Origin of the sequence: Nitriliruptor alkaliphilus DSM 45188, assembly GCF_000969705.1 — a bacterium.
GTDB classification, from domain to species: Bacteria; Actinomycetota; Nitriliruptoria; order Nitriliruptorales; family Nitriliruptoraceae; genus Nitriliruptor; species Nitriliruptor alkaliphilus.
The window spans coordinates 5,401,405-5,422,084 of record NZ_KQ033901.1 but is presented as its reverse complement, the minus strand read 5'-3'; the positions used below and the strand labels follow the sequence as shown (position 1 = coordinate 5,422,084).

Genomic DNA, 20,680 nt, shown 5'->3' with positions numbered 1-20,680 from the left:
CGGACGAAGCCCGCCATCGACGAGCCTGCCAGCGGCGAGCCTTCCGTCGACGGACCTTCACCGGGTCAGCGCCCGTCCGGGTGGGACGAGCGCCATCGTCTCCACGAACCCCGCGACGTCGAACCCGTCGTCGTCGAGCCAGCGGACCTCCGTGCCGAGCTGCGCCGCGAGGTCGGCCAGCTCGAGGACCACCGCGGGAGCCGCGCCCGGTACCGAGCCGTGCGGCGCCTGTGTGTGGTCCTCGCACACGGCCCGCAGCGCCGCGCGTCCGTCGAGCCGCGCCAGCATCTCGCGGTGGTGCACCAGCATCGCCAGGCGGTACAGCGGGGGGTGGGACGGCAGGTCCTGCTTGCAGGCCTCCTCGAGGGTGCTGCCGGCCAGCCCCGCGATCCGTACCGCGCGCCGAGCCCTGCCGGCGGTCGCGCAGGTCAGACACCACCTCGGCACCTGCACGCCGAGCACCCGCTGGTGGCCGGCCCGGAACCCCCGGTCGAACTCGAGGACCGTCCCTCCGAGGTCCACCTCCAGCAGCACCAGCCCGAACAGCCGACTGATCGGCGGTCGCGACGTCAGCAGCGCGGCCGCCTCGGCCCGATCGCGCATCGCGTGGAAGCCGCAGGTGCAGGCCAGGTCGGGGGCGTCGTGGTGCGGCGGCAGGCGGCGGCGGCCCCAGCGGCGAGGTGGTGGCAGCTGCCCGGCCAGCACCTCGCAACCGGCGCCGTCGTCCCGGGTGTAGGTGCCCCCGAGCGTGGCGCCGAGGAACCCACCGTTCTCCCCCGGCCGCCCGCCCACGAGCCGGGCGACCTTGTAGCCGCGAGGCCGTTCGCTGCTCGAGCGGACCTCGGTCGGCAACGCACCGAGGCGGCGCGGCAACCCGCCCCGCCACACCGCCAGCTGCGCCCGCCGCAGACCGCGTCCGACCAGCAGGACGGCCGGCACGAACGCGGCGCCGAGGACCAGCACCCCCAGCCCGTCCCACACCGCGAGCTGCGCGGCGGCCAGGGCCGGAGCTGCGCCCGGCACGGGGAGCCAGCCGAGCAGCAGCCCGATCGCGGCCGTCACCCCTGCCTCCTAGGTGTCAGCCGTCGGCGACGGTTGCGACCGCCCCGGCGGTGACGTTGGCGGGGACCGGCTCCTCTGGCGTCGGCTCCGCGGGCGCCGGCTCGGTCGGCAGCGGTTCGACCTGGTCCGGGACCGGCTCGACGGTGATGATCCTGCGTGGCTTACCGATGTTCACGCGCGCTCCCTTCACCGGGACCTCCCATGATGCGGCAGCCGCCGGCCCGCCGCACCGGTCCGTTCCGACAGGGTCCGCGCGGGGTGAGGCCGGTCCGGCCCCCGCACGGCGTGGTGCGCCAGCCGAGGGCCCGTACCCTGGCCGGAGGGGATCGAGGGGCCGGGTGAACCGTCGCCAGCTGCTGCGAGCCGGGGCCGTGTCGGCCGCCGGCCTGCTCGCCGGCTGCCGCGGCGATAGCCATGGCGACGCCGAGGTCGGCGAGGGCGGGGCCGGACGCACCGATGGGGCCGGCGCCGACGCCCCCACCTCGCCGACAGCCCCGCCGTCAGCGGATGGCCTCGCTGCCGAGCCAACGACCGAACCGACCTCTGAGCCCGAGCCGGTCGAGCCGCAGGCGCCGACACCCGTCCGCATCGAGGTCCTCTGCCGGGACGCCCTCGGTCTGGCTCCGGCGGTCGCCGGCGGTGTCGCCCACCGCCTCGAGCGGGTGACCTTGCACCACACCGGCGTCGAGCTCGGCGACAACGCCCGCACGCCGACTCAGCTGCGCCGGCACCAGCGCCTCCACCAAGGACACGGCTGGTCCGACATCGCCTACCACTACGGCGTCGACCTGGCCGGCAACGTCTACGAGCTGCGCCGTCCCGACGTCGCCGGCGACACGTTCACCGACTACGACCCCACGGGCCACCTGCTGCTGCTGTGCGAGGGCAACTACGACCTCGACGTGCCGACCGATCCGCAGCTGTCGTCCCTCGCCGCGCTGATGGCCCACGCCTGGCACGCGTACGGGGTCCACCCGGGCACGCTGACCGGCCACCGCGACCACGTCGCCACCCGCTGCCCGGGCGACAACCTCTACGTGCGCCTCCCCGAGCTCGCAGCCGAGGCACGACGGCTCGCCGAGCTCGCCCCCTACGAACTCGACGAACGCTGCGACGAGGACGCCCGCCGACGCGTCGCCGCCATCGAGGCCGGCAGCTGAAGCCCGCGGACCGAGGGCCGTCCCGCCTCGACGCTCAGGTGGCCCCGCGGGTCGACGCGGTGGCGGTGGCCGCGTCGCCGAGCAACGCCAGGTGGATGTACAGGATCGTCGGCTCCAGGTCGCCGAGCTCGCTGGTCCGGCCACGTCGGACCCTGTCGACCACCAGCTCGTGCATCGCGCCGACCAGCGCCCGGTAGGTCCCCTCCGGCACGGGGTGGAACGCATCGCTGGTCGAACGCGCGCGGCGGTGCCACGCCTGCGTCATCGAGGCGAACGCCGCGTGGACCTCGGCCCGCCGCTCGAGCGCGGCCGGCCCGGCCGCCAACACCTCGATGAAGAACGACCGTGCGAACGCCGGCTCGTCGACCATGAAGCGCAGGTGCGCCCCGAGGCTCGCGCGGAGCCAGTCCACCGGATCGTCGCTCGACGCCTGCGACGTGCGTGCCGCACCGGTCAGGACCTCGGACAGCTGGTTCCACCCGCGGTCGTACGCGGCGAGGAAGCACTCCTCCTTGTTGGCGAAGTGCTCGTAGAAGGTCCGCCGCGAGACACCCGCCCGGGCGATGACGTCGGTGACCGACGCGCCGGCGTAGGTCCGCTCCGCGACGCTGCCGACCATCGCGCGCAGGACCCGGTCGCGTTGCGACGCCTCGACCGTCTCGCGCGGCAGGTGGTGCGGTCCGCGCGGTAGCGGGGAGGAGGTGGGTGCCATGACGGAGAACACTACTGGACAGGTGAGAAACGTGACCGTTTCTCACTCGCCTGGCCATCCCCGGGGGGGTGGCCGCCACCCGATGCCACGAGGAGCCCCGCGATGCCCGCCACACCGACCAGGCCCCTGTGTCACCGCCAGAGCATGCGACTCTTCGCGGTGATCGGTGCTGCACTCTGCGTCCTCGCCACGCTTCCCGCTGGAGCCGTCGGGGCCGCGACACCCTTCGTCGTCGACGACACGACGGACGCCGTCGATGCCTCGCCTGGTGACGGTGTCTGCCGGACCAGCCAGGGCACGTGCACCCTCCGCGCCGCGATCATGGAGGCCAACGCCACCGCCAGCCACAGCACCATCCTCGTACCAGCGGGGCACTACCGGATCACCATCCTCCCGATCCTGCGCGACTACCTCGCCGACAACGGCGACTTCGTCGACGACGACAGCATGGGTGACCTCGACATCTCCACCCCCATGACGATCCGCGGGGCAGGCGCCCGGCACACGATCATCGACGGCAACGGCATCGACCGCGTCTTCAACGTGCTGCGTGACGGCGGTCCGACGACCATCTCGGATGTGACCATCACCGGTGGCCACACCCACGAACGCAACAGCATCCCCCAGCACACCGGCGGCGGCGGGATCGGGAACGCGGCGGACCTGCGCGTCGAGCGGACCACCATCACGGGCAACGTCGCCGGCTTCGGCGGTGGCGTGTTCAACACCCCGACCGGGACGTTGACCCTCGTCGACAGCACCGTCAGCGACAACGTCGCGGGTGAGGCTGGTGGCATCCGCTTCGACGCTGCTGGGACGGTCGTCAACTCCACGATCAGCGGCAACCGCGTCTACAACTTCCGCGAGGTCATCCGTCCCGGTGGGCTCGCCGGCAAGGGCGGCGGGGTCGATGTCCGCGGTCGTCGCACTGTGGAGTTCATCAACTCGACGATCACCGACAACCTCGCGGCGGACGACGGCGGCGGCATCAACATCTCCCTGGCCTACATCGACATCCTCCAGCCGGCTTTCACCGACGCGCTGCCAGACAGCCTCGGTGGCACGGTGCGCCTGACCAACACCATCGTGGCGGGCAACCGGGACAGGCTCGGTCCGAACGACTGCGGCGCGACCGCCGCCACGTTCGCCTCCGGCGGCGGCAACCTCGACGGCGACGGCACCTGCTGGCTCGACGACCCCACGGATCGACCCGGGACCACGGCGCTCCACCTCGGACCGCTGCAGGACAACGGCGGACCCACCGACACGCACGCCCTCGGTCGACGCAGTCCGGCGATCGGTACCGGCGTGATCAGCGAGTGCCCAGCGGAGGATCAGCGCGGCTCGGTCCGCCGGCGAGGGTGCGACACCGGCGCATATCAGCGTCACTGACCGGAGACGTGAGGGGCGACGTGTGCGGTCCCGTCACGGCGGACCACCTCGAGGCGTAGCGTCCCGCGCTGAGCCGGGAGGTCCGGGTGACGGGCGGGACGAGACCTGACCCAGTGCTGGCCCGTCGTCGGCGTGGGAAGGTCATACTGCCCAGGGACGTGGGGCGGAGATGAGCAGCGAGACGGACACAGGTCGATGGTGGCTGGGTTCGGTGTCGTGGCTCGTCGCGGCGATGGCGACCGGACTGGTGGTCGTCGGCGTGACGGCACCCCTCGTCACCGATGCGCGCGTCGCGATCGTGGTCCTGGCCCTCCCGCTGGGTGTCGGCGTCGCTCGCGGCTGCGTCGGCTCCGACCTCTCCCACGCCGATCGCGTGCAGCGGGGGCTCGTCGCCGCCGCGTGGACCGCGACCATCCTCGTCGGCGCGATCGTCGGGTGGATCGCGGCCGTGATCGCGTTCCTCTGGGCCATCCTCGGCGGCATGTGAGCGCGTTCGTCGCCACACAGGAGCTGCTGCGCGTAGGTTCGCCGGCGGCACACCCGAGAGGAACGACGTGACCATGTCCGAGCTGTTCCTCGCGAGGGCGCGCGCCGCCGCCGATCTGATCGGCAGCGACGTGGTCGCTGAGCGGTGGGATCGGCCGAGCGCTCTCGAGGGGTACACGGTGGCGGGGCTGGCCGGCCACCTCGCCCGTGCCGTGCTCGTGGTCGAGACCTACCTCGACGCCGCCGCGTCCACCTCGGCGAGCGATCCGTCAGCGGCCCGGGTCGACGCATCCGGGTACTTCACCGTCGTCCTCGCCGATCACGACCCGGTCGCCAGCGACCTCCACCGAGGGGTGCGGGAACGGGGCGTCTCAACGGCAGCCGAGGGGCCGGGGGCGCTGGCCGCGGCGGTCCGCGCCTGCGCCGACCGGCTCGCGACCCGGTTGGATGCCGACACCTTGCATCAGCCGCTGCAGGTCGTGAACGGGGTGTCCGTCCCGCTGGAGCAGTACCTCGCCACGCGGCTGGTCGAACTCGTGGTCCACATCGACGACCTCGCCGTCAGCGTGGAGGTGCCCGCCGACCAGTCCGAGGATGCCTGCCGTGTCGTGGCCGGGATCCTGGCCGAGACCGCCGCTCGCCGTACCGGCGGCATCGAGGCCGTCCGCGCTCTGGCCCGCCGGGAACGCCACCCCGACGCGCTCCGGGCGTTCTGAGCCAGCCCGGCCCGCAGGCGCACCCGGCCCGACCCTCATGGAGCCCCAGCCGTGCAGCCCGACGCGCACCACCTCGCCGACGAGCTGGAACGCCGCCTCGCCACGCTCGCGACGCCAGGGCGAGCCGACCAGGAACGGCACTACCTGCGTAGCGAGCTGACCCACCTCGGGACCGCCGTGCCCAGCATCCGGCGGACGGTCAAGAGCTTCGACCGCGAACACCCGCAGCTCGACCACGACGAGGTGTGGGAGCTGGCCGCCACCCTGTGGGACCACCCACGGACGGCGCCCGTGCACGAACGGCGGATGGCTGCCGTCGAACTGCTCGTGCACCACGCCGACCGGCTGCGGCTCGCCGACCTGCCCCGGATCGAGCGCTTGGTCCGCGAGGCCCGGACCTGGGCGCTGCTCGACCCGCTTGCCATCAACGTGGTGGGCGCCCTGGTCGAGCGCGAGGACGAAGGCGTGGACCCCCACCTGCGCCGGTGGGCGACCGACGACGACCGGTGGGTGCGACGTGCCGCCCTCCTCGCCCACCTGACGAGCCTGCGCCGGAAGGTCCCGGCCGCCGTGGTCGAGACGGCGTTCGTGCGGGTCACGGAGCTGGCCGAGCCGATGCTCGCCGACCGCGACCCGATGATCCGCAAGGCGATCGGCTGGGTGCTTCGCGAGGCCGGCACGCACCGCCCCGACCTGGTGACCGCCTGGCTCCTGCCCCGCGCCCAGCTCGCGTCCACGGTGACCGTCCGCGAGGCGGTCCGACACCTCCCCGACGAGGACCGCGAGGCCATCCTGGCCGCACGGACGGCCCCGAGCTGACCCTCGGCGCTGGCTGTCCACAGCCCCGAGGAACTCGCTCGGCACCCTGCGAGAGCGTCGCGTTAGGCTCCGACGCATCGACGGTCCCGACGGGGGGAAGACGTCCATGCGCACGCGACGCCATGGCGTCACGCTGATCGCGACAGCAGCCCTGCTGGCCGCCTGCACGTCATCGCCCGACGACGAGCTCGACCTCGGCACCAGCGCCCAGGCCGCCCCCGACATCACCCTGTCCCCCGACCCGGGCCCCGAGGACACCGAACCACCCGAACCCCCCGAACCGGACGGCCCTCTCTACCCACCCCTCCCTGAGCCGGCACCAGACCCCGATTCACACGTCTCGGTAGAGGACCAGCTCTTCTTCCTGAAGGTCCATGCGGAGGCCTACGAGGCAGCACAGACGGCGCTCGCCACCAACGAGTTCGACGAGGAACTCCTCGGCAAGCTCTACGTCCCCGAGCAGGTGGAGCTCCTTCGCTCCTCGGTCGACCAACGGCGTGAAGCAGGCACGGTCCTGCGCAGCCCCGACAGTGAGGTCCTGTGGGTCCAGGTAACTGATGCGCATGGCGGCCAGGCGGTCGTCCAGGAATGCAGCGTGACTGGGCCCCGAAGCGGGATATATGACGGGCGTTCCGGCGAACTGCTATCGACAGCTGAGAGCGGCCCTCGCGTGGTCGAGTACTACATCGCCTCGATCGCCATCGATGATGACCTCCGCTACCGCGTCGGCGGGACTCGGCTCGTGGACTCCGAGAAGCCCTGTCATGCGTAGGATCGGGCGATTGGTTGTGGTCGTCCTCGTCCTGGGGATCAGTGGCGTCCAGGCTCCTCCACTCGCCATCGCGCGCGTCAACCCCCCTTGCCCGGCAGAGGACCGGTTCTGCTCCGAGCGAGCGGGCGCCGCTCACTCGGGTGGGTCGCTCGGGCTGTGGGCCCGTGACGACGGAACCCTCGGTGCACCCGCCGCTGCGCCGGTGGCCAGCACGCCCAGGGCGCCGACGTGTTCGTACGAGCCCGTACCGGAAGACTTCGACCGCAGCAAGCGCCTCGCCGGGGACCCCTCGGTACCGATGGCGGCCATCCACTACACGCGCGATTGTGGGGAAGGCGAGTACTACCTCTGGTACGTGCCCGGGACCAGCGATCCGCTCGAGGACCCCACCGTCGCTGCACTGATCGAGGAGGCGATCGGGCGGGTGGAGCCGCCGGCGCCGCAGCTGGTCACCGCACCCCCGCTCGGCACCCCGATCCTGACCGGCTTCCCGATGTACCTCGCCGTCGACGACAGCGCCTACACCCCTGCCACCGGGCAGGTCACCGCCGGCCAGTTCACCGTCACCGCCACCCTCGAGCCGGTCGAGACCAGCTTCGACCCCGGCGACCAACACGACCCGCGCACCTGCCCCGGACCCGGCAGCCGCTGGAACCCCGGCGACCGCCCCGGCCCCGACGACTGCACCCACACCTACACCCACACCCCGCAGCACCTCCACGGCCAGGACGTCGGCGACACCTACCCGTTGACCGCCCGCATCCACTACCACGCCACCTACACCGTCGAGGGCCCCATCCTGGCCGGCACCTACGACCTCGGCACCCTCGAAGGCCCCGCCACCACCCTCGACGTCCCCGTCACCGAACGCCGCGCGGTCCGCACCAACAGCTGAACAGCTCCACGGTCCGCCCGACCGGCCACGGCCGCGCGGCGGACGGACGGCCAGGAGGGCCCGCCCGACCCGGCCGCGGGCTGGCAGCTCGGCCATGGAGGCTGACCGCTCCGTAGGGCATCGTGGAGGGCGACGACCCGCGACCCCAGGGACGGAGGGCACGCATGGGACTCGCAGACCGCTCCAAGGACCGAGGCACCACCGACGACGCACGTCGGGACGATCCCGAGGTCGTCCACGACGTGACCGACGACCGTGATCGCGCACGCCACCCCGACGAAAGCACCCGGGAACCCACCCCGCGTGAGGTCGACCGCGACCGCACCGACACGAGGCACCGGGACGACCACGTCCACGACGACCCGGATCGCACCCGGCCACGGCGGTCCGACCGGCGCGACGAAGCGGTGGTCGTCGACGCCCACCGCTCCCCTGCGGCGGTCGTCGCCCTCGTCCTCGGTGTCATCGCCGCGCTGCTGGCCATCATCCCGATCCTCGGGCTGATCGGCTCGCTGCTCGGCGTCATCGCCATCGTGGCCGGGATCATCGGCAAGTTCGCCGCACGGAAGGCGACGGTGACCGGCGGCGGCATGGCGCTCGCCGGCATCATCCTCGGTGTGCTGTCGCTGATCCTCGGTGCCACCGGACTGGTGCTGTTCGGGGACACCGCCGCCGACCTGCAGGACCCCGTCGAGGACGTCATCGGCGAGATCCAGGACCAGGTCGAGGACGTCACCAACTAGACCGCGCTGGGCACGAACGAGGGGACCGCCGCGGCGGTCCCCTCCTCGTGTGAGCGGCGGTCAGAACAGGTCGCGGATGCGTTCGAACAGCCGGTCGAAGAACCCCTCGACGTCCTCGCCGTCGATGTCGGGCAACTCGATGCGACCGCCCTCGTCGCCGTTCTCCTCACCGTCCCCTGCCGGCGGGTCGGCCTCGCGCTGCTGGATCGCCGCCTCGCGGTCGTTCAGGGAAGCCTCCCGGTCGTCGAGCGCCGCCTCGCGCTGATCGAGCGCCGACGCACGTTCGTCGAGCGCGGCCGCCCGATCGTCGAGGGCGCTGCGCTGCGCGTCGAGGGCCGCGTCCCCCTCGCCGACAGCCGCTTCGGCGTCCGCGACCCGGGCTTCGAGCGCGTCGTTCTGGGCCGCGAGCTCGTCGCGTTCCGCCTCGAGCGCCGCGATCCGGTCCTCGGCCGCGGCCACCTGATCGTCGACCGTCCCTCCGTCGCCGGCGAGGAACGCCACGATGACCGCGAGCAGGACGCCGACGACCACCCCGCCGAGCCCGATCGCCCAGTCCCGTGCGCGGTTGCGGGGGGGCTCCTCCTCGACGAGCTCCTCCTCCTCGACCACCCGGCCCTCACGCGGGCGGTTCGGCACCGTGACGTACCCGTCGTCGTCCCCGTACCCCGTCGGGTCGAGCTGACGGGTCGGGTCAGCATCCATCCGTGACGATCCGGCCGGCGGGTCGATCCGCCGGGTGGCTCCGTCGTCGCCCTGGCGTGTGACGTCCGGGTCGGGGCGCTCGACCCGTCGGGTCCGATCGTCACGGCCTGGAACATCGGATCCGCTCACCGGATCGCCTCCCGTCGTGTCGTCCGACCTTACCCAGGTGAGGTGGGTCCGGCGCCGGACGGTGGACCGGCCGCCTGGGTCCGGGGGGCATCGACGCCTACCTTGTCGACCGCGAGCCCCCGAGCCCCACGACCGCGAGGTGCACCGTGCCCACCGTCCTGACCGTCGCCGGCGTCACGCCGACCCTGGCCACCGCCTACGTGGCCGACACCGCGACGTTGGCGGGCAACGTCACCCTCGCCGACGAGGTGTCGGTGTGGTTCGGCACCGTGCTGCGCGCCGAGCTGGCGCCCATCACCATCGGGGCGGGGTCCAACATCCAGGACAACTCGGTCGTCCACACCGACCCCGAGTTCCCCGTGACCCTCGGCGAGCGGGTGACCGTCGGCCACCGGGTGATCCTGCACGGCTGCACCGTCGAGGACGACGCGCTGATCGGCATGGGCGCGGTGGTCATGAACGGCGCCGTGATCGGCGAGGGCGCCGTCGTCGGCGCGGGCGCGGTGGTCACCGAGGGCACCGTCGTGCCACCGCGCACGATCGCCGTCGGCGTACCGGCCAAGATCCTCGAGAAGCCGGTCCCGCCGGTCCCGCGGCCGAACGTGGCCGGCTACATCGCCCTGGCCGAGGCCTACCGCGAGGCGACCCCGGCGAGCCCCTGACGCGACGCCGCGGCCGGTCGACCACGAGGAGGGCCCGCGGTCACGGCGGCCCCGCCCCGTCGAGGCCCGGCAACGGCAGGGTCATCCGGAAGCCAGGCCGGCCGAGCTCGCCGCGGTCGATCCCCAGCGCGTTCAGCACGAGGTGCAGCTCGCTGGCGTCGGGCCCCGGCGTCCCGAGGAAGGCCAGCGTCGCCGTGGCCTCGTCGCCCGGGTCGAGCTCGAGCTTACGGAGGTCCTCGCCCTCGGACTCGTCCCGCAGGAACTGGAAGGTCCGGCCGGCGTCGTCGGTCAGCCGCGGTGCGTCGTTGACGATGCCGACCCGTGACCCCGATGCGTTCACCACCTCGATCTCCACCAGGATCGACCGGCCGTCGTTCGCGACGCTGACCACCGTGAGCTCGACGTCGGGGTTGTCCTCGCTGGTGAACTGCTCACCCACCTCGACGATCCCGGCGTCGAGCAGCCCGGCCGCCGTGTTGATCGCTGCCGTCTCGAGGCCGACTCCCGGGAAGGGGACATCGGGAAAGAGGAAGGCGGGGAACTGCACGGGGCGCTGCTCCCCGGCGCTGACCCGCTCGTCATCGGTGACCTGATTCATCGCGAACGTGAAGCGCGTCGAATCGGCGTCGATCGGCCCCTGGAACGCCAAGGTGCCCGTCATGCGCTCCGCCTCGCCGAGCGCCAGCTCCGGGTTGTCCTCGACGCGCACCAGCTGGTAACGGTTCCCGAGGTCGTCCTCGAGCAGGTTCGAGTACCGCCCGATCTGCACGTTCGAGCGCACGCTGACCGCCTCGAAGTCCAGCAGGACGTTGCCCGCCGCGTCGATCTCGACCGCCCGCAGCATCACCGAGGCACCCACGGGGTGGTCCTCGCGGAAGCCGGTCAACTGGAGCCGACCGGAGGGCCCGGACGCCTCCGGGCCCGCGTCGTCCACGACCGGTTCACCCGCGGGCGCCGGGCTCGCGGCACCGCCATCGTCACCACCGCCGGTGCAGCCTGCGAGGGCGGTGACCGCCACGACGACCGCCGCCAGGATCGTCGCCGTCCGGCGCATCATCGGCCCGGCACGGGCAGGTCGTCGATGCGCAGGTAGGGCGCGAGCCCGCTGTTCTCGTCCCGGGTCCCGGTGTTGAGCGTCAAGGTGAGGGTGTCCGCATCGGCGGCGACCACCCCGCGCCACGACAACGTGACCGTGGCCTCGTCCCCGGGCTCGAGCTCGACCCGACGCTCGGCAACCTCGGTGTTGTCCCGGTCCTGCTCGACGGTGACGAACGTGCTCCCGTGACCGTCATCGAGCCAGGGCAGCGATCCCGCGAGGAGGATCTGGCGCGACGAGCCGTTGCGTACATCGAACTCGATGCTGACCGTGCGACCGTCGCCGACGACGCGGTGCACGGTCACCTCGACCTCGGGCAGGTGATCGGGGGTGTAGGTCTCGCCGACCTCGGCGACGGCCCGATCGGTGAGCTGGCCCGCCTCGCCCCGGTCGGCCTCCACCTCGAGCCCCACCCCCGGTAGGGGAACGCCCTCGAACAGGAACTTCGGCGAGACGGACGGGTCGTGCTCGCTGGCGCTGATGAGCTGGTCGCCCGGCCGCTGGTTGAACATCAGCGTGAACGTGCGCGCCTCGGCAGCGAGCGGTTCCTCGAACGCCAGCACACCGCTCAGCCGGTGGTCCTTGGGGAACCGCAACCGTTCGTCGACCGCCGGCCGCACCATCGGGTGCTCGTTGCCGAGGTCGTCCACGACCCACACGTGCGGATCGGCGAGGGAGACCATCCCGGCACCGCGGAAGTTGGCGTTGACCGACTCGATATCCACGGTCAGGAACCCGGCAGCGTCCACCTCCACGCCGCGCAGCGCCACGGAGACCTGCGAGCCGAGGTGGTGCTCCTGCCAGCCGGTCAGCACCAGGCGACCGTTCGGTCGCAGTTCATCCGGCTCGGCCGGCTCAGCGGCATCCACGTCAGCCGCCGGCCCGTCGTCTGCCGGTCCGTCGTCCCCACCGGTCGTGCAGCCGGCGACCAACGCCACCACGAGCACGAGAGCGAGGCCACGAGGCATACCTGCCACGCGTTGGACGGGCGTGGACAACTGGCAGAACGGACGCATCGGTCAGCCGTCCTGATCCGGTGGGGTCACACCCACGATCAACACCTCGACCCGACGGTTCTGCGCACGACCCGCCTCCGAGCTGTTGTCCGCCACCGGCTCATCGAACGCCCGCCCTTCGGCTGTCAGACGGTCCGCACCGATGCCCCGCTCGCGCAGACCTGCCACGACCGCGTCCGCACGGTCCTGTGACAGCCCGAGGTTGTAGTCACGACCGCCCTGGTCGTCGGTGTGGCCGATGACCTGCACCGGCGCACCCTCGTAGAACGCCAACACCTCCGCCACATCGTCCAACGCCTCACGCGCCCCGCCACGCAAGGTGGCCGAGTCGAAGTCGAACAGGATCGGCTCCTCGAGGGTCAACACCGTCCCGTCCTCGGTCACCTGACCGTCGAACTCGATGATGATCTCACCCACACGGATCTCCGCCGACGACCGCGGCGCATCGATCGGCTCCACCGTCACCACCGACACCGGCGGCTCGACCGCCTGCCCGTCGTCGTCCCCGTCATCGTCCGCATCGACGTCCGCGCCATCAGCCTCCGCGCCGTCATCGACATCGACGGACGCGTCCGTCGCGTCAGCGCCGTCGTCCAGCGCACCGTCGTCATCGCTGGTGCAGCCGGCGACGAATGCAGCGACGAGTAGGGCACTGGCGATCCTGCGCCTCGATCGGCTCGGCACGATCACGCTCCTCAGTTCGGTAGGGGGATGTCGTTGAACTCGATGTTGGGGTGGAGCGTGGACTCCTGCCCCTTGGTCTCACCGTTGAGCCGCAGCTGCAACGACTCCGCGTCCGCGGCGATCGTCCCCCGGTACGAGAACGTGACCGAAGCCTTCGAACCCGGTTCCATTCGCACCACCCGGTCGTCGCGCTCCTCGGACTCGTTCCGCTCGTAGACGATGAAGGAGTCCCGGCCGCACCGTCACCGATGTCGTCGTCGCCGCCGGTGCAGGCCGCGAGGACCGTCGCCGCCACCAGCGCGGCTGCCAGCCGACGCCGGGCGCGCGGACGCGACTGCTCCGTGATCGATCCGGTCATCGGTCCTGCCCCGGTAGCGGCATCTCGACGTACACGTGGGGTGAGGTGGGTGTCTGCCACCGCTCGCTGTTGATCTCCAGCGCGAGGAACTCTGCGTCGTCGGGGATGAGCCCACGCCACGCGAGCACAGCCGTGACCTCCTGGCCTGGGTCCATCCGCAGCACCCGCTCGTCACGGTCGTCGGACTCCGACCGCTGGTAGCCGTACTTGGTGTCCCGTCCGTCGCGCAGGTGGGGGTTCCCGCTGGTCAGCTCGACCACCCGGTTCGAGTTGTTGACCGCTTCGAGCTCCACGGTGATCGTGCGCCCGTCGGTGCGGTAGCGGAGCACCGTGACCGACACGCCCTCGTTGATCTCGGGCTGGACGGTGACGCCGACCTCGATCTCCTGCTCGGTGGTCAACGCGTCCGCCGTCCCTCCACGGTCAGCCTCGGCCTCCAACCCCACACCCGGCAGGGGGACCTGCTCGAAGAGGAACCGCGGGAACTGGTTGAGGTTGTCCTCCGCGGCGCGGATCAGCGTCTCGGCATCGTCCTGCTGGTTGAACGCCACCGTCACCGTGCGAGCCGCGGGATCAACCGGCCCCTCGAACGCCAACGTCCCGGTCATCCGCTCGTCCCGGACGAACTGCAACCGGCCGTTGCCTTCGGGCCGGACGAAGTCGTAGACGTTGCCCAGGTCGTCACGGGCCAGGACGCCACGCATGCCGATGGACGCGCTGTTGCCGTGCAACGAGGAGTTCACCGCTTCGATGTCGATGAGCAGGTTGCCGGCCGCGTCGACCTCGATCGCACGCAGCGCGACCGTCATGACCTTGGGGTGGTCCTCGGCCCACCCCGTCAACTGCAGGCGACCGCCAGGCGCCGCCTGCTCGGTGACGGCCTCGTCCCCGACCTCTCCGGCGTCCACGACCTGACCGTCGTCGACCGGAACGTCGTCATCCGTAGCGGACGTGCAAGCTCCCGCGAGCACCGCCACGATGACCGCCGGCATCAGCACGCGCGAGCGTGCCCCCACCCGTTCCACGACCGTTCCCCCGTGCCCTCGAACTTCCTGGCCCTGCCAACGTAGCCGCACCCCGACCGATCCCGTCAGCCAGCGCGCACACCGATCTCGACCAGCACACGTAGGACGACCACGACGCCCGCGGCGGTCAGCAACGGGACCGCGCGCCGATCCAGCACGCCCCCGAGCGCGCGCCACACCAGCAACACACCGCCGACGAGGATGGCGAGGGCCGGCCCAGCGACCAGCAGGCTCGGGGCAACCAGCAACACGCCGACCAGCAACACCACCACCGGCAGCACGATCCGAGCCCACATCGGCGCCGTCGACGTCGGTTCGGGCGCCGACACCGCGACCGTCTCCGCCGCCTCATCGATCGAGCGACCGTGGAGGGCCGCCATCCGCTCGGCGTTCAGCAGCTCGGTCTGGCGCACCCCCCACCCCGAGCTCGCGTCCAGGTGGAGCGTCACGACCGCCAACGGGACCCACCGGCCGTCCTGGAGCACCGCGGCCGTGCGGTGCAGGCGGCCCTGGAGCAGCGGTTCGAACCCCCGGATCTCCTCCCACGCGACGCGGTGGGTGCGCCACACGTTGCGCACCACCAGCCCGTCCTGGCTGACCTCGACCCGCACCATCGCACCCCGCCACCAGATCGCGAGGTAGATGGTCAGCATGATCGCGACCTGGACGGCACGGTCGGTGGTCGACCCCGCCACGTCCGAAGTCACGATGGTCGTCACGGTCGAGAAGGTGAACCACGCCATGAGCCCCCCGATCCAGACCAGCAGACCGCGGTTCCAGATCGTCCTGCCAGCCGCCGTCGGACGAACGGTGGGACCGGGTCGGTGGCCGCCCGCAGCCTCGGTCACGACCCGACCACCACGACCAGCATGACGGCCGCCACCACCACCCACATCGCGGCGTACACGATCGCCGAGACCCGCGTGCCCGCCGCCGGCGGCATCGCACCGACGCGACCCCCGGACGCCGCCCCCAGCTCACGGAGCCGATCGGCGACGTCGTCGGCCCGCGAACGCCGACCAGCCATCCGTGCCGCGTTGGCCGCCTGCACCGCCCACGCGGTGACCCGGCTGCCATCGGCCCGGTGCAGCATCAGGTACCGCTCGGAGCTGATCTGCTCGATATCGGGCCACGACAGCTCGTGCGTCGCGAACGGGTTCACCACCCGGACGCCAGCGGGCGACGCCTCGACCCGCGCCACCACGTACGCCCGGTAGACCACCGCCGACCCGGCCAGCCAGATCAGTGAGAGCGCGACCGCCAGGACGAGCTCATCGCCGGCTGCTGCCGGCATCCAGCCCGCCATCGCGACGAGCAGGACGATGAACGTCCAGCCGATCCGCGGGTAGGACGGGTTGCGGAAGGTCTCGATCGAACCAGTGGTCACGTGGTGGCTCCGCTCTCCTGGGTACCGGCGCGCCGGTCGGCCAGACCTTCCAGTGGCGATCAGCCGCTACGCAGCCCGACCTCGAGGAGGATCCGCAGCACGACCACCAGCCCGGCGGCCGTCAGCAGCGGTGCAGCCCGCCGATCGACGCGCCCACCGAGCGCCCGCCACACCATCAGCGCCCCGCCGATGAGGACCGCCGCCGCGAGCGCCGCGACGACGGCCGGCAGCTGTGGTGCGAGCAACGGTACTCCCACGACGAGTACCACGATGGGTAGCACGACCCGCGCCCAGGCCGGCGGAGCCGGCGGCCGCTCATGCGCGCTCGCGGCGACCGTCTCGGCCGCATCGTCGATCGACCTCCCGTGGAGGGCCGCCAACCGCTCGGCGTTGAGGAGCTCGGTCTGGACGACCCCCCAGCCAGAGCTGGCGTCGCGGTAGAGCGTGATCGCGGCCAGCGGCACCCACGTGCCGTCCTGCAGGACCGCCGCGGTGCGGTGCAGCAACCACCCTTGGCGCTGCGGCTCGAACCCCCGGATGTCCTCCCAGGCGATGCGGTGGGTCCGCCACACGTTGCGCACCACCAGCCCGTCCTGGCTGACCCTGACCCGCACCATCGCGGTCCGCCACCAGATCGCGAAGTAGATGGCACCCATGATGGCGATCTGCACGGCACGGTCGGTCGCTGACCCCGCCCCCTCCGACTGCACGATCGTGGTGACCGTCGAAGCACCGAACCACAGGACCAACACCAGGATGCCGAGCAGCAGACCGCGGTTCCAGATCGTCCGTCCGATCGCGGTCGGGCGCGTCGTGTGACCGTGGTCGTGGCTGGTCATTTGCCAGGCTCCGGGAGACCGGGGGTACAGCTGGTCGCGGTGCAGAGGATCGACGGTAGCTCCGCGTTCACGCCGACGAACAGCCGCTGCGGCACGGTCAGCCCGGCGTTGGCCAGACCCTGGCCACCACCCGCGGCGGTGATGCCAGCGCCGGGGATCATCACCGCGGCCGTGATCAGCGCATCGACGCCCACCGTCTTCACGAAGTCACCGGTCTGGAAGGTGCCGTCGCGGATGCCGTCGATGCCACCCGCGTGGTTGAAGTTGGTCACCGTGCGGTCGGCGAAGAGCGCCGCCGTACCGGCGAGGCAGACGACCCCGGCCGCCCCGGCCGTCGCCACCGCTCCGGCGACGCACGCGCCGGCGACGATGAAGCCGCCGATGGTCTGCCGGTTCTCCCAGGCCCACGAGCCGGCCGTCGCCAGGCCGTCACCGATCGTGCTCAACCCGTCGCCGACGGTGTCCTTGACGCTGTTGACCACGCCCGAGCCGCGGCAGGACCCGTCCGGGTTCTTCCCGGCGATGCACCACAGCCCGAGCGGGTCGGTGAACACCGTCGGACGGTTCCCCACGTAGAGGTAGGACGCGGCGAAGGGGTCGTCGAGGACGGGCCCGGCCGGGTCGCGGATCAGGAAGCGACCGAGCGCGGGATCGAGGTCACGCGCCCGCAGGTGGACGAGGCCGGTGGTGGGGTCGGTGAGTTCGCCGGTGAAGCCGAACGGCAGGTCGAGCGCACCGTCGGCTGCGATCACGTCGCCGAACGCGCCGTAGCGGGCCGTGCCGAGCAGTTCGCCCTCGGCGTCCGTGCCAGCCAGGACCGAGCCGAGCGGGTCGGCGTGGGTCACCATCGGGTCCGTACCGGTCACACCGAGCAGGCCCGTCGGACCCCACACCGGGGTGGTGGTCGCCTCGTCGGTGACGACCTCCGCCAGGAGGGGCCACGCCGCGACGGGGTCCCACGTCAGCTCGGTGCTGCCACCGGGCCCGTCGACCGACCGTCGACGCCCGTGCCCGTCGTAGGTGTAGCTGGCGTCCCCGTCCGGGGTGCTGGCAGCCACCATCCGCCCGGCGAGGTCGTAGCGGAAACTGGTGTCACCGGCTCGTGTCATCCGGCCGGCGGGATCGTGCTCGAACTCGACGGTCCCGTCCGGCCCGACGATCGACTCCAGCTGGTCGCCCGCACCGTAGGTGTAGGTACTGGTCCCGTCCGGGCCCTCTTCCTCGATCCGGTTGCCGTGGGCGTCGTAGGTGTAGGTGGTACAGACCCCGTCGTGGCACTCCTCGACGAGCTGGTCGATGTCGTCGTAGGCGAACGTCGCCTCGATGTCACCGGTGATGGCGGTGAGGTTGCCGACCTCGTCGTAGCTGTAGCTGCGGTCGAGCACCGCTTCGGGCCCGGCGACCTTCTGGCGGGCGATGCGGCCCACCGGGTCGTACTCGCGCGTCTCGGCGGTGCCGTTGGGGTTGCGCAGCTCGGTGACCCGGCCCGCGGCGTCGTGGGCGAACGCGAACACGCCCTCGGGGCTGGTGAGCTGGCGGACGGTGCCGTCGGGTCCGATGTCGTAGCTGAAGCGGGCGCCGCTCGGGGTGGTGCGGTCGGTCAGGCGGCCGACGTCGTCGTAGTCCCAGGTCTGGACCTGGTCGCCACGTCGCACCTCGACGAGTCGACCCCCCTCGTCGTAGCGGTAGGACTCCTCGCCGAGGCCGTCGGTCATCGTGGCCAGGCGGCCGGCGTCGTCGTAGGTGAAGGCGACCGAGGGGGTGTCGTCGGCGTAGTCGACCGCGACCACGCGTCCCTGCTGGTCGTAGGTGCGGGTCACGGCGCGGGTGCTGCCGTCCGCGACCGGCACGTCGGTGCGTACGGGGTTGCCGGCAGCGTCCCAGTGGTGGTCGATGCGACCGCCGGTGGGCAGCTCGGCCGACACCAGGTGGCCCGCCGCGTCGTAGGCGTAGCGGTACACGTCACCCAGCGGCGACCGTCGCTGCACGAGCTGGCCGACCGCGTCGTAGGCGTACGTCGTGGTCGCGCCATCGGGAGCGGCGACCTCCTCGAGCAGCCCACGGACGTCGTAGCTCAGCCTGGTCGTGCGCCCGAGCGCGTCGGTGCGGGCCACGACCCGGCCGGCCGCGTCGCGCTCGAAGGTGGTGGTGGCACCCGTCTGGTCGATCGCGGTCGCGACGTTGCCGTGCGCGTCGTAGGTGAAACGGGTCTCGCCGTCGGTGGCGTCGAGCAGCGCGACCAGCCGTCCGGCGGCGTCGTAGGTGCCCCGGAAGACCACGTCGCCGTCGGCGTCGGTGATCGACGCCACCTGGCCGGTCTCGGTCCACGTGAAGCTGGTGACCTCCCCCACCGGGTCGACGACCTGCGCGGGGAGGCCGTCGTCGCCGAGTTCGATCCGGGTCCGAGCACCGTCGGGCGTCACGATCTCGGTGAGCCGACCGGCGTCGTCGTGCTCCAGCCGGGTCACGGCACCGGCCGCGTCGACGACCTCGACCAGGTCACCGGCGTCGTCGTACACGTACCGCTGCGTGAGGTCCTGCCCGGGGGCGGCCACGGTCAACACGCGGCCGTCCGCGTCGTAGGTGGCCGTCGCCTCGCGGCCGAGCTCGTCGGCGACACCGACGACGTTGAGGTCGTCGTCGTAGGTGAAGGTGATGTGCCGCCCGTGCGGGTCGATGCGGCGGACCAGCAACCCGCGCCGGTAGACGTCGGTCCACGTCGACCCGCCGTTGTCGATCATCGTGGCGGCGCCCTGGCGTTCGTCCCACGTGAAGCGGGAGACCTCGCCGGCGCCGTCGGTCTGTTCGACGACCCGCTCGCCCTCGTACCGGTTGCGCACGATCAGCCGGTCGGTCGCGTCGTAGACCTCGGACACGCGGCCGCCCTCGTAGCCGTACCGCAGCGTCGCACCGCCCGGCAGCGTCACGGACGTCAGCAACCCACCGTCGTACGCCAGCTTGACCCCGCGGCCATCAGGACCGGTCACGCTCGTCAGACGGTCGTCGTCGTAGGCGAACGCGAGCGCCCGATCGGTGCCGTCGCTGACCTCGACGAGCCGATCTGCCTCGTACCGCAGCTCGAGGGCTGCACCGGTCCGGTCCTCGACCGCCGTCAAGCGGCCGGCAGCGTCGAAGCGGTGGACGGCGCCATCCGGGCGGCGCGTCCGGTAGCCGTCGTCGGCCTCGGTCAGTTCCGCGCGGACACCGGGCGCTGGCTCCCACTCGCCGTCACGCCGTGTGAAGCCGGCGCGGATCCCCTCCTGGGTGACGAACACCGCCCGGTCGTCGGCGGTGCGCTCGATGCGGGCCTCGTAGGCGTGCTGCCAACCGCGGCCGAGGACCCCCTCGCCGCCGCGGGCGGAGTTGTAGCTGCGCAGGAAGGCGAGCTGCGGACCGACCCCCGGGTAGGCGAGGTCCACGTAGGAGGTGACGAAGGCCCCGGTGAGGGAGTTGATGGGGTCGGACTGCGACCCGGTCGGGTCCACCGCGTCCTCGCCCGAGCTGCCGGGGCCGGACGGTGTGCCGTCGGCCGGGTCGCTCGAGCCGGTCCCACCCGGTCCGGTCGCGCCGTCCGGATCGTGGTCCGAACCGGAGGGTGGGATCCCGTCGAGGAGGCCAGGGTCGGTGACCTCGCCCGTCTCGGGGTCACGACCGACGTCCGCGGGGTTCCCGCCGTCCTCCGGCCCGGTGGTGCCCACGGGGGTGCCCGTCACCGGATCGGCACCCGGGCCGGTCACGGCCGGGCCGTCCTCGCAGGCATCGCCGCCGATGTCGATGAGACAGAAGGCCGAGCGGACGGAGTCGGCGACGACCGGTCCGATGGGCGTCAGCACCACCGCACCGATCACCAGCGCGACCAGGCTGATCGCCCCCACGTACTCCGCTGTGGAGACGCCTGCCTCACGACGGTGTCCGCGCAGCGCGCGCCTCAGGCCCCTACTCATCGCCGTCTCCCCGTCTCATCGTTCTGCGCACCGTCCTGGGCGCCCACCAGGTTCTTACCGGGCGGCGGGCCGCCCGACCTG

22 protein-coding genes are annotated in these 20,680 nt (G+C 72.2%); 9 read left to right on the top strand and 13 right to left on the bottom strand.

Annotated features, from left to right (window positions below):
* Positions 1–57 precede the first annotated feature (57 nt).
* Both NITAL_RS25330 and NITAL_RS27665 read right to left on the bottom strand, forming a co-directional pair.
* A complete protein-coding gene (locus NITAL_RS25330; RefSeq protein ID WP_052669011.1) occupies positions 58–1,062 on the bottom strand; it encodes a hypothetical protein in 1,005 nt (334 codons plus the stop codon).
* A 16-nt stretch (positions 1,063–1,078) separates the two neighbouring features.
* Positions 1,079–1,237, bottom strand: a complete 159-nt coding sequence (locus NITAL_RS27665; protein ID WP_157042097.1) for a hypothetical protein — start codon at positions 1,235–1,237, stop codon at positions 1,079–1,081.
* A 163-nt stretch (positions 1,238–1,400) separates the two neighbouring features.
* On the opposite strand from NITAL_RS27665, the gene NITAL_RS25325 reads away from it, so the two are divergent.
* The gene (locus NITAL_RS25325) at positions 1,401–2,222 is read left to right on the top strand and encodes a peptidoglycan recognition protein family protein (protein WP_052669010.1); all 822 of its coding nucleotides are present in this window, start codon (positions 1,401–1,403) and stop codon (positions 2,220–2,222) included.
* 34 nt (positions 2,223–2,256) lie between these two features.
* Here NITAL_RS25325 and NITAL_RS25320 read toward each other — a convergent pair whose 3' ends face one another.
* Positions 2,257–2,934: a TetR/AcrR family transcriptional regulator gene (locus NITAL_RS25320; protein ID WP_157042096.1), complete on the bottom strand. Its 678-nt coding sequence runs from the start codon at positions 2,932–2,934 to the stop codon at positions 2,257–2,259.
* A gap of 144 nt (positions 2,935–3,078) precedes the next feature.
* Between NITAL_RS25320 and NITAL_RS25315 the strand changes: the two genes are divergently transcribed.
* The 7 genes from NITAL_RS25315 to NITAL_RS25285 all read left to right on the top strand — a co-directional run bounded on the left by NITAL_RS25315 (position 3,079) and on the right by NITAL_RS25285 (position 8,757).
* A complete protein-coding gene (locus NITAL_RS25315; RefSeq protein ID WP_052670093.1) occupies positions 3,079–4,326 on the top strand; it encodes a choice-of-anchor Q domain-containing protein in 1,248 nt (415 codons plus the stop codon).
* Positions 4,327–4,495: 169 nt separating this feature from the next.
* Complete coding sequence (locus tag NITAL_RS25310) at positions 4,496–4,813, top strand: hypothetical protein (protein ID WP_052669008.1); 318 nt, start codon at positions 4,496–4,498, stop codon at positions 4,811–4,813.
* A 73-nt stretch (positions 4,814–4,886) separates the two neighbouring features.
* Positions 4,887–5,528: a maleylpyruvate isomerase N-terminal domain-containing protein gene (locus tag NITAL_RS25305; protein WP_157042095.1), complete on the top strand. Its 642-nt coding sequence runs from the start codon at positions 4,887–4,889 to the stop codon at positions 5,526–5,528.
* Positions 5,529–5,579: 51 nt separating this feature from the next.
* Entirely contained in the window at positions 5,580–6,347 is a 768-nt protein-coding gene (locus NITAL_RS25300; RefSeq protein WP_052669006.1) for a DNA alkylation repair protein, read from the top strand.
* Between the two features lie 106 nt (positions 6,348–6,453).
* Positions 6,454–7,119: a hypothetical protein gene (locus NITAL_RS25295; RefSeq protein WP_052669005.1), complete on the top strand. Its 666-nt coding sequence runs from the start codon at positions 6,454–6,456 to the stop codon at positions 7,117–7,119.
* 202 nt (positions 7,120–7,321) lie between these two features.
* On the top strand, positions 7,322–8,014 hold the full coding sequence (locus NITAL_RS25290) for a hypothetical protein (protein ID WP_157042094.1): 693 nt from the start codon (positions 7,322–7,324) through the stop codon (positions 8,012–8,014).
* A gap of 164 nt (positions 8,015–8,178) precedes the next feature.
* Complete coding sequence (locus tag NITAL_RS25285) at positions 8,179–8,757, top strand: DUF4190 domain-containing protein (protein WP_052669003.1); 579 nt, start codon at positions 8,179–8,181, stop codon at positions 8,755–8,757.
* 60 nt (positions 8,758–8,817) lie between these two features.
* On the opposite strand, the gene NITAL_RS25280 is transcribed toward NITAL_RS25285, so the two are convergent.
* Positions 8,818–9,588: a hypothetical protein gene (locus NITAL_RS25280; protein WP_052669002.1), complete on the bottom strand. Its 771-nt coding sequence runs from the start codon at positions 9,586–9,588 to the stop codon at positions 8,818–8,820.
* Positions 9,589–9,734: 146 nt separating this feature from the next.
* Between NITAL_RS25280 and NITAL_RS25275 the strand changes: the two genes are divergently transcribed.
* Positions 9,735–10,250 carry a gamma carbonic anhydrase family protein gene (locus NITAL_RS25275; protein WP_052669001.1) on the top strand — a complete coding sequence of 172 codons (516 nt, stop codon included), beginning with the start codon at positions 9,735–9,737 and terminating at the stop codon, positions 10,248–10,250.
* A gap of 40 nt (positions 10,251–10,290) precedes the next feature.
* On the opposite strand, the gene NITAL_RS25270 is transcribed toward NITAL_RS25275, so the two are convergent.
* From NITAL_RS25270 to NITAL_RS25235, 9 genes are all read right to left on the bottom strand, one after another.
* Positions 10,291–11,307: a hypothetical protein gene (locus tag NITAL_RS25270; protein WP_157042093.1), complete on the bottom strand. Its 1,017-nt coding sequence runs from the start codon at positions 11,305–11,307 to the stop codon at positions 10,291–10,293.
* Positions 11,304–12,323 (bottom strand): hypothetical protein, encoded by a 1,020-nt coding sequence (locus NITAL_RS25265; protein WP_157042092.1) that lies wholly within the window; start codon positions 12,321–12,323, stop codon positions 11,304–11,306. The genes NITAL_RS25270 and NITAL_RS25265 overlap by 4 nt, the downstream gene beginning before the upstream one ends.
* 42 nt (positions 12,324–12,365) lie before the next feature.
* Entirely contained in the window at positions 12,366–13,046 is a 681-nt protein-coding gene (locus tag NITAL_RS25260; protein WP_157042091.1) for an OmpA family protein, read from the bottom strand.
* Between the two features lie 11 nt (positions 13,047–13,057).
* On the bottom strand, positions 13,058–13,216 hold the full coding sequence (locus NITAL_RS27660; RefSeq protein WP_157042090.1) for a hypothetical protein: 159 nt from the start codon (positions 13,214–13,216) through the stop codon (positions 13,058–13,060).
* 184 nt (positions 13,217–13,400) lie between these two features.
* Positions 13,401–14,429: a hypothetical protein gene (locus NITAL_RS25255; RefSeq protein WP_052668997.1), complete on the bottom strand. Its 1,029-nt coding sequence runs from the start codon at positions 14,427–14,429 to the stop codon at positions 13,401–13,403.
* A 65-nt stretch (positions 14,430–14,494) separates the two neighbouring features.
* Positions 14,495–15,277, bottom strand: coding sequence for a PH domain-containing protein (locus tag NITAL_RS25250; protein WP_052668996.1), 783 nt, complete (start codon positions 15,275–15,277; stop codon positions 14,495–14,497).
* Positions 15,274–15,816 (bottom strand): PH domain-containing protein, encoded by a 543-nt coding sequence (locus NITAL_RS25245; RefSeq protein WP_052668995.1) that lies wholly within the window; start codon positions 15,814–15,816, stop codon positions 15,274–15,276. The genes NITAL_RS25250 and NITAL_RS25245 overlap by 4 nt, the downstream gene beginning before the upstream one ends.
* A gap of 59 nt (positions 15,817–15,875) precedes the next feature.
* Positions 15,876–16,655 (bottom strand): PH domain-containing protein, encoded by a 780-nt coding sequence (locus NITAL_RS25240; RefSeq protein ID WP_052668994.1) that lies wholly within the window; start codon positions 16,653–16,655, stop codon positions 15,876–15,878.
* Entirely contained in the window at positions 16,652–20,599 is a 3,948-nt protein-coding gene (locus tag NITAL_RS25235; protein ID WP_157042089.1) for a DUF6531 domain-containing protein, read from the bottom strand. Before NITAL_RS25235 ends, NITAL_RS25240 begins: the two co-directional genes overlap by 4 nt.
* Positions 20,600–20,680 lie beyond the last annotated feature (81 nt).